The 12,276-nt window shown below is 69.4% G+C and carries 11 protein-coding genes and 1 pseudogene; 7 read left to right on the top strand and 5 right to left on the bottom strand.

All coding sequences use genetic code 11. The annotated features are described in order from the left end of the window. The first annotated feature begins 87 nt into the window (after positions 1-87). Positions 88-822: a dienelactone hydrolase family protein gene (locus tag OHA18_RS34670; protein ID WP_328999577.1), complete on the top strand. Its 735-nt coding sequence runs from the start codon at positions 88-90 to the stop codon at positions 820-822. On the opposite strand, the gene OHA18_RS34665 is transcribed toward OHA18_RS34670, so the two are convergent. After that, a complete protein-coding gene (locus tag OHA18_RS34665) occupies positions 819-3,311 on the bottom strand; it encodes an SAM-dependent methyltransferase (protein ID WP_442914349.1) in 2,493 nt (830 codons plus the stop codon). The two genes, OHA18_RS34670 and OHA18_RS34665, sit on opposite strands and share 4 nt — an antisense overlap. 58 nt (positions 3,312-3,369) lie before the next feature. Between OHA18_RS34665 and OHA18_RS34660 the strand changes: the two genes are divergently transcribed. From OHA18_RS34660 to OHA18_RS34650, 3 genes are all read left to right on the top strand, one after another. Continuing rightward, positions 3,370-3,993 (top strand): VOC family protein, encoded by a 624-nt coding sequence (locus tag OHA18_RS34660; protein ID WP_328999575.1) that lies wholly within the window; start codon positions 3,370-3,372, stop codon positions 3,991-3,993. A gap of 29 nt (positions 3,994-4,022) precedes the next feature. After that, positions 4,023-4,757 (top strand): helix-turn-helix transcriptional regulator, encoded by a 735-nt coding sequence (locus tag OHA18_RS34655; protein WP_328999574.1) that lies wholly within the window; start codon positions 4,023-4,025, stop codon positions 4,755-4,757. Positions 4,758-4,818: 61 nt separating this feature from the next. Further along, positions 4,819-5,211 (top strand): VOC family protein, encoded by a 393-nt coding sequence (locus OHA18_RS34650; RefSeq protein WP_328999573.1) that lies wholly within the window; start codon positions 4,819-4,821, stop codon positions 5,209-5,211. Here the strand turns inward: OHA18_RS34650 and OHA18_RS34645 are convergent. The 3 genes from OHA18_RS34645 to OHA18_RS34635 are packed head-to-tail and all read right to left on the bottom strand — an operon-like array spanning position 5,208 to position 7,718. Further along, positions 5,208-6,893: a hypothetical protein gene (locus OHA18_RS34645; RefSeq protein ID WP_328999572.1), complete on the bottom strand. Its 1,686-nt coding sequence runs from the start codon at positions 6,891-6,893 to the stop codon at positions 5,208-5,210. The two genes, OHA18_RS34650 and OHA18_RS34645, sit on opposite strands and share 4 nt — an antisense overlap. A 46-nt stretch (positions 6,894-6,939) precedes the next feature. Next, positions 6,940-7,353 carry a hypothetical protein gene (locus tag OHA18_RS34640; RefSeq protein ID WP_328999571.1) on the bottom strand — a complete coding sequence of 138 codons (414 nt, stop codon included), beginning with the start codon at positions 7,351-7,353 and terminating at the stop codon, positions 6,940-6,942. After that, the gene (locus OHA18_RS34635) at positions 7,350-7,718 is read right to left on the bottom strand and encodes a cupin domain-containing protein (RefSeq protein ID WP_328999570.1); all 369 of its coding nucleotides are present in this window, start codon (positions 7,716-7,718) and stop codon (positions 7,350-7,352) included. Before OHA18_RS34635 ends, OHA18_RS34640 begins: the two co-directional genes overlap by 4 nt. A gap of 100 nt (positions 7,719-7,818) precedes the next feature. Here OHA18_RS34635 and OHA18_RS34630 point away from each other — a divergent pair. From OHA18_RS34630 to OHA18_RS34620, 3 genes and pseudogenes are all read left to right on the top strand, one after another. Next, positions 7,819-8,115: pseudogene (locus OHA18_RS34630) on the top strand (TetR family transcriptional regulator C-terminal domain-containing protein); the annotation flags it as partial. 41 nt (positions 8,116-8,156) lie between these two features. Continuing rightward, positions 8,157-10,238, top strand: a complete 2,082-nt coding sequence (gene pta, locus OHA18_RS34625; protein ID WP_328999569.1) for a phosphate acetyltransferase — start codon at positions 8,157-8,159, stop codon at positions 10,236-10,238. Then, on the top strand, positions 10,235-11,419 hold the full coding sequence (locus tag OHA18_RS34620) for an acetate/propionate family kinase (protein ID WP_328999568.1): 1,185 nt from the start codon (positions 10,235-10,237) through the stop codon (positions 11,417-11,419). The genes pta and OHA18_RS34620 overlap by 4 nt, the downstream gene beginning before the upstream one ends. Here OHA18_RS34620 and OHA18_RS34615 read toward each other — a convergent pair. After that, positions 11,416-12,234 (bottom strand): amino acid-binding protein, encoded by an 819-nt coding sequence (locus tag OHA18_RS34615; RefSeq protein WP_328999567.1) that lies wholly within the window; start codon positions 12,232-12,234, stop codon positions 11,416-11,418. The genes OHA18_RS34620 and OHA18_RS34615 overlap by 4 nt on opposite strands. Positions 12,235-12,276: the final 42 nt, after the last annotated feature.

Genomic DNA, 12,276 nt, shown 5'->3' with positions numbered 1-12,276 from the left:
GGTGCTCCCTCTCACCGTCACGGCTGGGCGACCGGACTAGGTGTCGCCAGGAGCGCCAACACGTAGGCACTCCTGAAAGGCACCACCATGGATCAGTTGCGTTTCATCAGCACCACCACCACGAACGGCGTTCTCGAGCGCGAGTTCAGCCTCGGCGACGTGCACGGCATGCTGTGGTCGCCCGCATCCGCCGAGCCGGCCCCGTTGGTCCTTCTCGGCCACGGCGGTGGACGCGACAGCAAGGCGGCCCCAATGGTCGGCCGGGCCCGGATGCTGACCGAGGCCGGGTTCCACGCCGTGTCGATCGACGCTCCCGGCCACGGCGACCGACCGAGGACGGCGCTCGACGAGCGCGAGACCGTCGCCATGCAGCACGCGATGGAGGTCGGCGAACCGGTCGGCCCGATCGTGGTCCCCTACAACCTCCACCTCGCCGAGCGCGCGGTACCCGAGTGGCAGGCAACCCTCGACGCGCTCGAGCAGCTCCCCGAGATCAGCGGTCCGTTCGGGTACTTCGGGCTCAACATGGGCACCGCGATCGGCGTACCGCTGACAGCCGTCGATGGCCGGATCACCGCGGCGGTGTTCGGCATCTTCTGGTACGACGAGACGCTCGCCGAGCATGCCCGCCGGATCAAGGTGCCGGTCGAGTTCGCCGTGCAGTGGGACGATCAGCACATCCCGCGGGAGTCCGCGATGGCGCTGTTCGACGCGTTCGCGTCAACGGAGAAGAGCCTGCACGCGAACGCGGGCGCCCACAAAGAGGTCCCGCGGTTCGAGGTCGACAGCATGGTCCGCTTCTTCACCCGGCACCTGCGTTAGGCCGAACTGAAGCGCTGCTCGACCGCGTCCAGGAAACCTTCGACCTGGCGATAGGTGTCGGAGCTGTAGACGCCGATGCTGCGTTCGGTGCCGAGGGCTTCCCGCATCGCGTCCAGGTAGCGGCCCTGGACGATCGCCATCTGGTCGCGCATGTCCGGCTTGGTCTCCAGGAGCTGCCGGCTCCCGGAGACCAGGCGGGGCACGATCCGGTCCTTCAGCGTGCTGACCACGACCGGGTCGAGCGGCTCGCCGTCGACGGTCTGGTCATCCAGCGGACCGACGGCGTCGATCGCGGCCTCGCCGATCTGCCGCATCAGCGCCTGGACGGAGTCCCGCTTGTCCTCGGCGCTCTCCGCGCTGAACCGCATCCGCGCGATCACCGCGGGCAGCGACAGGCCGAACAGCACCAACGTGATCAGCGCGACGATGAATGCCGCGAGTACGACGGTCGCGCGATGCGGCGTACCGGCCGGAATCGTCTGTGCAGCGGCGACCGTGACGACGCCGCGCATCCCGGCCCAGGCCAGCACCACCATGCCACGGCCGGTGATCGGCTCGCGCTCCTCGAAGTCCACGTCCGCCTGGCTGCGGGCGAGCCGCTTGCGGGCCCACGCGACGCGATTCTCCTCGCGCTCCCCCGACGGCTCCATCGAATCCAGGTTCTCCTCCATCTGGCTCAACTTCGCCCGCACGTGGTCATGACGATCGCTCGGCCCGAAGCGGCCGAGCAATGCGGGCCACGCCAGGCCGACGAACCGCAGCACCACGAGCAGGCCGACCACCAGCAGGACGAGCCCCGCGATCTCACCGGCGGTCGTCTCCGCACGGGCATCGTCGACGAGCTGCGGCAGCTCGTAGCCCATCGCGAGGAACACGCCGCTCTCCAGGACGAAATTGATCGTCGTCCAGGTGGTGGCCTGCGTCTGCCGGTCACGGGCGCTGAACCTCCGGCTCCCGAGTGCACCGGTCAACAGGCCGGCGATCACGACGGCGAGTACGCCGGACGCACCCACCTCCTCGGCCGGGAAGTAGGCGAGGAACGGTACGGCGAACGAGATCGTGGTGTTGAGGACCGGATCGTCGAGCCGCTGCCGCAGGCGTGCCGTGAGTACGCCGACGACCAGCCCGATCAGGATCGCTCCGACGACCGCCCAGGCGAAGTCGAGGACGGTGTCGCCGAGGCTGAAGTGTGTGGTGACGGCGAGCGCGGCCACCGCCGTACGCAGGACGACGAGCGCCGACGCATCGTTGACAAGGCTCTCGCCTTCCAGCACGGTCATCAGCCGCGGCGGCAGCCCGACCCGGTGCCCGATCGCCGTCGCCGCGACCGCGTCCGTCGGGCTGACCACGGCCCCGAGCGCGGTCGCCAGCGCGAACGGGATGCTCGGGAACAGCGCGTGCACCAGCGCCCCGATGACCAGCGCCGACACGATCACCATCACGACCGACAACCACGAGATCAGGCCGAAGTTCCGCCGTACGTCGAGAACCGGCAGCTGGACCGCCGACGCGTAGAGCAGCGGCGGCAGCACGCCCGCGAGGATGATCTCGGGCTCGATGTGGATCGCCGGCGTACCGGGCAGGTAGCTCGCCCCGATCCCCAGCGCGACCAGCAGCAACGGCGCCGCGACACCGGTCCGCCAGGCGAACACCGACGCCGCGATCATGATCGCGAGCCCCGCACCGGCAATCAGAACAATCTGATGGTCCACGTTGACGACACTAAAGCGTGTTCTTCGCTTTGTTGTCCAGGATGCCGCTGACGTACAGCATGTCGCCGAAACGCATCTCATCATCGTTGAGGGGTGCGAGGTCGTTCGCGGCAGGAGGTCGCGGATGGTGGTCCCTTCCAGGGCCCAGCCGCGGTCGACCAGGTACGGCGCCGCTTCGTTGCGCTCGCCGAAGTACCGCAGCCTGGTGATGTCGGAGTCGAAGCTCTCCGCGCGCCAGCGCTCGGACATCCGGTCCAGACGTTCCTTCGTCCTGTCCTCGTCGCCCGGTCGTGGGTTGGGTTTGCTTTCGGTGGCCACCCGGCTTCCCGGCGCGCTGAGCTCGGTGATCGTGTCCAGCAGGTTGTCCTGGGCGTCGGGCGGTAGATAACCGAGCAGGCCTTCGGCACTCCAAGCAGTTGGCTGGGTCGAGTCGAACCCGGCGGCGCGAAGTACTGCGGGCCAATCGTCGCGGAGGTCGACCACGACCACTCTGCGGTCAGCGGTGGGCACGGCGCCCAGCTCCGTCAACGCGCGGGTCTTGAACTCGATGACCTGTGGCTGGTCGAGCTCGTACACCACGGTCCCGGTCGGCCACGGCAGTCGGCACGCGCGGGAGTCGCGGCCATCGTGGCGGTCGAGCCGACGCTGGACGCGAGGTCCCAGGTGTCTCCGTTCTGTCTGGTGGGAGTCATGCGTGGCACTGTAGGACGCAGCTCCGACATCTTCGTGGAAACCCGTGCACCCAGGGAGATGACCAGGGATTCCCACTGGTGTCATGGCGGTTCCGGAGCGGCAGATTGGTGACCACGCAGCGAGTTCATCCCTGGAGGAAGTTATGAGCACCGACCTGAAGTTCGAAGCCGTCGTGATTCCGGTGGCCGACGCCGACCGGGCGAAGGAGTTCTACACCGGCCTCGGCTGGCGGCTGGATGCGGACTTCGCGTTCGACAACGGATTCCGCGTCGTACAGTTCACGCCGCCAGGCTCCCTCGCCTCGGTCCAGTTCGGCACGAACATCACGTCGGCCGCGCCCGGTTCCGCGCAGGGTCTCTACCTGGTCGTCACCGACGTCGACGCGGCGCGGTCCGAGCTGCTCGCGCACGGCGCCAAGGTCAGCGACGTCTTCCACCCGGGCGCTCCCGGTGCGCAGTTCGAGGGCGGGGAGACGAGCGGTCGGGTGCCCGGACCGGCGGACGAGGGTGCCAGCTACAGCTCGTTCGCGACGTTCAGCGACCCCGACGGCAACACCTGGCTGTTGCAGGAGGTCACGACGCGACTGCCCGGACGGGTCACCGACTCGACGTACACCTCGGTCGACGACCTCGAGGCCGCTCTGAAGCGCGCGGCCGCCGCCCACGGTGAGCACGAGGCCCGCACCGGCGAGGCCGACGCGGAATGGCCGGCCTGGTACGCCGCCTACATGTACGCGGAGCGCACCGGCACCGAGCTTCCGCAATAACTGTCCGTGGAGGTGCCTAGCCTGCCGGTATGAACCGGATCGATCGGCTGTACGCCCTCGCCGAGGAGCTCCGCGCCGCGGGGCCGAGAGGGCGTACGGCGCGGCAGCTGGCGGCCCGCTTCGAGGTCAGCGTCAGGACGATCGAGCGTGATCTCAGCGCCCTCGGGCAGGCCGGGGTGCCGCTGGCAACGAAACAGGGGCGCACCGGCGGGTACAGCGTGGACCGGGCGATGAGCCTGCCGCCGCTCAACTTCACCGCTCGCGAGGCGATGGCGGTTGCGGTTGCGCTGAGCCACAGCGGTCACGTGCTCTTCGCCCGCGATGCCCGCACCGCGCTGCAGAAGATCGTGGCCGCGATGCCGCGGCCTGCGCTCGACGAGGCGCGGACCGCGGCCGCGAAGGTCCGCTTGCTGGTCAGGCCGGTGCCGGATCCCGACGGTGAGGTCGCCGAGCAGATCTGGCGCGCGGTGCGCGACAACCAGGTACTGCGGATCGCGTACACGGATGTCGGCGGCGTCGAAACCCTCCGCGAGGTCGAGCCGCAACACGTCGTCGTCGGACCCAACGGCTCGTACATGACAGCGTGGTGCCATCTGCGCCAGGAGGAACGGGTCTTCCGGATGGACCGCATCACGAAGGCCGAGCGCATCCCGATGGCGCCGCGCCGTCCGCCCGCGACCGGCGACGTACAGGTCGACGGCTTCGAGACCAAGCTGCCGGCCGCCGCGTTGCGTCCCGAGGATCTTTTTCCAACTCCGACATAGGGCTGTCGCGAACCGCTGAAACCTTGGGTTCTACCGATTCATTCGATGAAGGAGAGATCCCATGGCGATTCCCGCCGCTGGCACCTTGGCCTGGTTCGAGGTCGCGACCGACGACCCGGAGAGTGCGCAGAAGTTCTACGGCAGCCTGTTCGACTGGACCTTCGAGTCATCCGGCAGCCTCACGTCCGGCGGCCTCGACTACCGCAACATCACCGCCTCCGGGGCGCCGCAGCCGATGGGCGGGCTGTTCGGCACGAACGGCGAGCTGCCCAACCACGCCGTGTTCTACATCCTTGTCGCGGACCTCGAGGCCACCTGCGCGGACGCCGAGCAACTCGGCGGCACGGTCATCAGCAAGAACCTCGACCCCGCCCCCGGCGCGCCGGCCTTCGCCTACCTCCGCGATCCGGCCGGCAACCAGTTCGGCATCTTCACCCCACCGTCTGCGCCCTAGCTGTTCAGGAGCCAGGTGGGGTGGTCCTGAGGACGCGGGCGGTAGGTGCAGTCGGTGCCGGTGCGGACTGCGTCACGTAGGTGGGTCGCGAGGGTGGGGTCGGCTGCTTCGATGCGGGAGATCGCGGCGATGATGGCCTTGGTGGCCGCGACTCGGGCTCGTTCCGCGGTGGAGCCGGTGGCGCGGGCGCGTCCGCCGAGGCCTTCCGCGGAGCTGAGCTCGGCCAGGAGGGCCTCGCGTTCGGCGGCGAGCGATTCGGCGCGGGCGAGGTCGGCCCACTCATTGGCCTCGGCCAGCTCGGTGGCAAGGTCGGTCAGACGCTGCCGGTACGCCGCAGCGGCCTGCCGATCGAGCCGCGGACCGCTGTCCGACTGGATGACGGTCGCCGTCCCGTCCGTCACCAGGTCGACGGCGGACACCGTCTGCCCGGGCTGGGCAAGCAAACGCCGCAGATAGTCGAAGCCGCGCAGAGCCCGCATCGGCCGCCCGACCCCCGAGCCGACCAACCACAGCCCGTCGTGGACCGGATGGAAATGAACGACAGATTGCCCTGGTAGGTCGGCAGGCGCCTTCAGGCGGTCGTGCCACCAGGTGGCGCCGATTCTGAGGTAGGTAGCGAGGGCTCGGGTGCGGAATTGGTCGGCGCGGGCCTGGTCGCCGGTCAAGGCGGCTGCTCGGGCGAGGGTGTCGTCGGTGACGCCGTGGAAGTACACGGCGCCGCCGTTCACGACGGCACGGTTCTCGTAAGGCGTCAGCAGGCGGGCCGTCGTACGGACGAGCTGCTCGTCACCGACTGCCAGCGCAGCCTCGAGTACGCACTGGAGGTTGAGCAGATAGTTCACGTCACGCGGGAGCGTCTCCACCACGTCGGCGCCGAGCTGTTCGAGCAGGAGCTGTGCGCGCTCGGGCCGACCCAGTAGGGCCCAGACCGAGGCGGCCTCCGCCGCGACCTCTGTGATCCCCTCGGTGTGAGCGAACTCTTCCATGACCTCCAGGACGTCGGCCACGGCCACCGAGTCGCCGGCGTGCAATGCGGTGTAGCCGCGCATCAGGCTCGTCACCATCCACGCATCGGCGAGCCCGGCGTCCGCCGCGGCACTCTCCGCAACCCCGATCAGCTCAGCTCTCTCAACGCCACGTACGTGGTCGTACATCCACCGCCGCGACGCAGCGAAGAACCGGGCCCGCGGCGACTCCTCGGCCAGCAGCTCCAACGCCCGAAGCTGACGCTGAATCACTGGCACCCGCAGCGTCTCCCACCCGACCTGCAAACCCCACAGATGCCCCCGAAGGCGTGCCCCGGGATCGAGCACATGCGCGGAAACCTCATCCAGCCGCCCAGCGGTCTGCTGCCGGAGCGTCAACTCATCGGGCCCCCAGTGCGCCGCGAGTACCGCGTCGAGACAGTCCGCGATCAGCTCCCCGTCCGCCGTCTTCTCGGCGTGCGCCAACGCCTCGTCCGCGAACGCCGCGGCCCGATCCGCATGCCCGCCGTACACCCAGCAGCGCGCGAGGGCCGCCGCGACCCGCGCCCGGTCCGCGTCGTCGGTCGTCCGGGCGAGCACGTCGTACAACTCGGCCGCGAGCCGACCGGGTTCGGTGCCGAAGACATGAGCGGCCGCAGCATCGAGAACCGCCCGGGTCCGCGCCGCCAGCTCGGTGTCACGCCGACTGCTCGTCACACCGATCACGGTACTGCGAACCCGGGCGGCCGAAGCCGGTGTCTGCTTATGGTCGAAGCAACGTAACCTCGGCCGCGTGCTCGGCCTGCCGCGCCTCGTCCCAGTCGCCGGTGCAGTACACCCACAGCTCGGTGATCTCACCGGCATCGTTCACGTCGCCGGCGATCTGCTCCCGGCAGTACCAGTCCTGGCCTTCGTGACGCCACCGCTCCTCGAACGCGATCACGAACCCACGCTCGGTCCGGTCGACCCGCTCGACCCGGACCACACCCGGATACGGATGCAGCTCACGCCGGGCCGCCAGCGTCGCGGCACCCGTCCCGAACTGCAGCCGCCAATGCGGCAGGCTCAGATCGGTCAGGCAGTCGACGGCGAACGTTCCCTCCGGCGCCACACCGGTCTCGAGCCACTCCACCAGTCGAGCCACCGACGCATCGGCCCGGACCGCGACAGTAGTCACACCCGCTCCAGGTTGGCGCTGATGACAGCCATCGTCTTGTCCAGCTCGGCGGTCGGGCTGAACTCGACGATGCTGGTCCCCGCGATCAGCATCGGCAGGTGTCCCGGGCCGGCGTAGTACGCGTCGCCGGCCCGGAACGTCTCGCTGTGATCGGCCCACCGGAAGGTGATCTCGCCGGCCGTGACGACGCCCCAATGCGGGCACTGGCACCGGTCGTCGGGCAGCCCGACGAAGTACGGCGCCGGGTCCACGTCCTGCGGGAAGGTCTCGAACGCGACGGTGTAGTCGCCCACGGCGGCGTACCGCCCGGTCAGCTCGGGAATCTCAACGGCCACCGGCGTGGTGGCCAGGTTCGCACTCGGCATGATGTCCTCCTCGGATCGTTTTCGTGCGGACACCCGTACGGCGTAACTCCCGAGGGAACGATCGTGACGCCCGTCAGACCGCCAGGCGACCACCGTCGATCGGCAGCGTCGCGCCATGGATCAGCGAGGCCTCGCCGGCGGCTGCCCGCTCGGTTCGCTGGCCAGCGACCTGTCCGAGAGCGACCCGGTCGCGCGGGTCCAGCTCGCGGGCGCCTTCGCGCAGTGGGAAGGTCTGATCCGGGACGGCCTCGTCCAGATGCAGGAGCGCGGTGAGCTGACCGCGGACGCGGACCCGGTAGATCTCGCCGTCGCGATGCTGGCGGCCGTGCAGGGCGGCTGCTGCTCAGCCAGGTGCGTCGCGATCCCGCTCCGTTGCGGATCGCGGTCGACACGATGATCGATCATCTCCATGCCTTGACCCGTTAGTAGGGTTCAGGCATGGGTAGCAGCGTCTACGTCGCGTCGGTCGAGGGCACGACCGGAAAGTCGACGGTGGCTCTTGGGGTGCTTCATCAGCTGTCCCGGCGGGTCGGACGGGTGGCGGTGTTCCGGCCGATCGTCCGCGCGGACACCGCGACCCACGGCGGTCGTGACTACGTGCTCGACCTGCTGATCTCGCAGGATGCGGTCACGCAGTCGTACGAGGACGGCGTCGGCGTCACGTACGAGGAGGTGCACAACGACCCCGATGCCGCGCTGGACACGATCGTGCAGCGGTACCACGCGGTCGCCGAGCAGGCGGACGCGGTGGTTGTCGTCGGCAGCGACTACACGGATGTCGGCACCCCGACCGAGTTCTCGTTCAACGCCAAGATCGCGGCCAACCTCGGCGCACCGGTCCTGCTGGTGCTGAACGGTTTCGGCCGTACGCCGCACGACGTCCGGGCGATCGCGGATATGGCCGTGGCCGAGCTCGCCGCGAATCACGGCTCGCTGTTCGCCGTGATCGCCAACCGCGTCGGCGACGGCGAAGGGGATCCGCTGGTCGCCGCGCTCGACGGCGTGGGCGCACCGGCGTTCGCGATTCCGGAGGCGCCGGTGCTCAACCAGCCGCTGGTGGCCGACCTGCTGGCGCCGATCGACGGCCGGCTGGTGAGTGGTGACCCGCACCTGCTGACCCGCGAGGTCACCGGGCTGATGATCGCCGGCATGACCATGCCGAACGTACTGGACCGGTTGTTCGACGGCGCCGCGGTCGTGACCGCCGGCGACCGGCCGGAGGTCGTCCTCGGCGTACTGATGGCCCACGCGTCCCGGACCTTTCCGCAGATCTCGGCGATCGTTCTCAACGGCGGGTTCGAGCTACCGCCCCAGGTGCAGCGCTTGATCGAGGGACTGGACGTCACGCTGCCGATCATCGAGACCGATCTCGGCACGCAGGCAGTCTCCACCAAGCTCACCGCTGTCCGTGGCCGGCTGACCAAGGACGCACCACGCAAGATCGACACGGCGTTGGCCCTCTTCGACCAGTACGTCGACGGCAAGGCACTGCTCGACCAGCTCGCCCTCGCCCGGAGCAGTGCGGTGACACCGCTGATGTTCGAGCACCAACTGGTCGACCGGGCCGTGTCCGACCGCCGCCACATCGTGCTGCCGGAGGGCGAGGAGGAGCGGATCCTCCGCGCCGCCGACGTACTTCTGCGGCGCGGCGTCGCCGACCTCACCCTGCTCGGCGACGCGACCACGATCAGCGCGAAGGCCGCGTCCCTCGGCGTGGACGTGTCCGCGGCGAGCGTCGTACATCCGGAGCACAGTGAGCTGACGGAGCGGTTCGCGGCGGAGTACCACCGGCTTCGTCAGCATCGTGGCGTCGACCTCGACCGGGCGCGCGAGCTGGTCCGGGACGTGTCGTACTTCGGCACGATGATGGTCCAGCTGGGGCTGGCGGACGGGATGGTTTCGGGCGCCGTCCACACCACCGCGCACACGATCCGGCCGGCGCTCGAGGTGGTGAAGACCGTGCCGGACGTCTCCGTCGTCTCGTCGGTGTTCTTCATGTGCCTGCAGGACCGCGTCCTCGTGTACGGCGACTGCGCGGTGAACCCGGATCCGACCGCCGAGCAGCTCGCGGATATCGCGATCTCGTCCGCCGCGACCGCGGTCGCCTTCGGCGTCGAGCCCCGGGTCGCGATGCTGTCGTACTCCACCGGCAGCTCCGGCACCGGGACCGACGTCGAAAAGGTGTCGAAGGCAACCAACATCGTCCGCGAGCGGGCCCCGCAACTCCCGGTCGAGGGACCGATCCAGTACGACGCCGCGATCGACAGCGCCGTGGCGCGCACCAAGCTGCCCGACTCCCCCGTCGCCGGCCGGGCCACGGTGTTCGTCTTCCCCGACCTGAACACCGGCAACAACACGTACAAAGCGGTTCAGCGTTCGGCCAACGCGGTCGCAGTCGGTCCGGTCCTGCAGGGCCTGCGCAAACCGGTCAACGACCTGTCGCGCGGGGCCACGGTCCGGGACATCGTCAACACGGTCGCGATCACCGCGATCCAGGCTCAAGAGGGTGGCGTGCGATGAGTGACCACGTGCTGGTGATCAACGCCGGATCGTCCTCGCTCAAGTACAGCCTGGTCGACTCGGCGTCGGGTGAGGCCGCGGCGACGGGGCTCGTCGAGCAGATCGGTGAGGAACGCAGCCACCACGTGCACCACGGGCCGAAGGGTGAGTTCAACGACGAGCAGCCGATCGCGAACCACGAGGCCGCGCTCGAGGCCGCCGTACGGGCCTTCGAGACCGAGGGGCCCGCGCTTGCCGACGTCGACATCGTGGCGGTCGGGCACCGGGTTGTCCACGGCGGTGATCGGTTCGCGGCGCCCGCGCTGGTCGACGACGAGCTGATCGCGGCGGTGACCGACCTCGTACCACTTGCTCCGTTGCACAATCCGGCCAACCTCGAAGGGATCGAGGTCGCGCGGCGGCTGCTGCCGGATCTGCCACATGTCGCGGTGTTCGACACCGCGTTCCACCAGACGCTGCCGCCGTACGCCTACACCTATGCGGTGCCGACGCAGTGGAAGGAGCAGTACGGGATCCGCCGGTACGGGTTCCACGGTACGTCGCACTCGTTCGTCTCGGCCCAGGCCGCCCGGCTGCTCGGTCGCAAGCCGAGCGAGCTGAACATGATCGTGCTGCACCTGGGCAACGGCTGTTCGGCGGCGGCGATCCGCGGCGGCGAGTCGGTGGACACGTCAATGGGCCTCACTCCGTTGGAGGGGCTGGTGATGGGCACCCGCTCGGGTGACCTCGACCCGGCGATCCACGGACTCCTCGCCCGGGTAGCGGGACGATCCGCCGAGGAGACCGACCACTCTTTGAATTCGGAGTCGGGTCTCAAGGGCCTCACCGGCGCGAACGATTTCCGTGAGGTCTCCCGACGGCGGGCGGCCGGCGATGAGCGGGCCCAGCTGGCGTTCGACATCTACTGCCAGCGGATCAAGAAGTACATCGGCGCGTACTACGCCGTACTGGGAACCGTGGACGCGATCGTCTTCACCGCCGGGGTCGGTCAGCACTCCGCCGAGGTCCGCGCAGCCGCCGTCGACGGCCTGGAGACCCTCGGCATCCGCCTCGACCCCGGCCGGAACGCTCGCTCCGAGCTGACGGTCTCGACCGATGACAGTCCGGTCGCCGTACTCGTCATCCCCACCAACGAGGAATGGCAGATCGCCCGCGAAGCGCTGACGGTCGTACGCCGCTAGCGTCCTGCCGGCGCGATGGTGAGCGCCGCCTCGGCGAGCTCGGCCAGCCGGTGCGCCCGGGCCGACTCGGCCGGTGTGAAGGGCTCGCCCGGCCGGCTGAATGCGAACAGGCCCGTCCACGGCGAAGGCACCTTCAAGACGTCGCCCGGAAGCTGCCCCGCCAAGGTGGCGCGGTCGGTGACAAGCTGCGCACCGAGCAACTCGGCGACCGCGTGCGGGAGTTCGGCCGGATCCGCCACGACCCGCGCCGACAGACTCAAGGCCTTCGTCTGACCGTCGACGAGCGCCAGCGCGGTCGTCGGCCAGACGTGGGTCCGGCGACCACCGCCCGCCTCGACGGCTGCTTCCAGATCAGCTGCCGTGATCTCGTCCGGCGTCGAGACGACCAGCTCGTCCCGTACGCCGTCGTCGATCGGGTGGACGTGCAGGCCGAGGATGTTGGCGTCCAGGCCGGCGAGGCGGCGGGTGACGTTCTCCAGCGAACCGGCGCGATCGTCGAGCGTTACCCGGATCCGCCACAGCGTTCCGATCCCCTGCCGGGCCCGGACCTTCGGCGCGTGCAGCCACGACCGGAGCAGGCGCATCGTGGACGGCTCGACCACCCAGATCACCAACGCGGTGGTCACGCTCGCCAGCACGGCAACCGAGACCAGGTACGGCGGGTGCGCGGCGAGCACCACCGCATGCAGCGCGAGCTCCACGGGCGCGACCGCCACGAGCTTCGCCAATGTCAACCGCAGCCGCCGGGGATGAGGCAGCCGCCCACACACGTCACAGGCTGTTCCGCCGGTGAGCGTCGTACGCAACGAATCCATGCCATCAAGCGTCCCCGGCCAACGTTGCCCTGCTGTTGCCCC

Origin of the sequence: Kribbella sp. NBC_00709 (genome assembly GCF_036226565.1) — a bacterium.
In the GTDB taxonomy this organism is placed as follows: Bacteria; Actinomycetota; Actinomycetes; order Propionibacteriales; family Kribbellaceae; genus Kribbella.
Note: the sequence above shows the minus strand (reverse complement) of the source record. Positions and strands in the feature narration are given on the sequence as shown.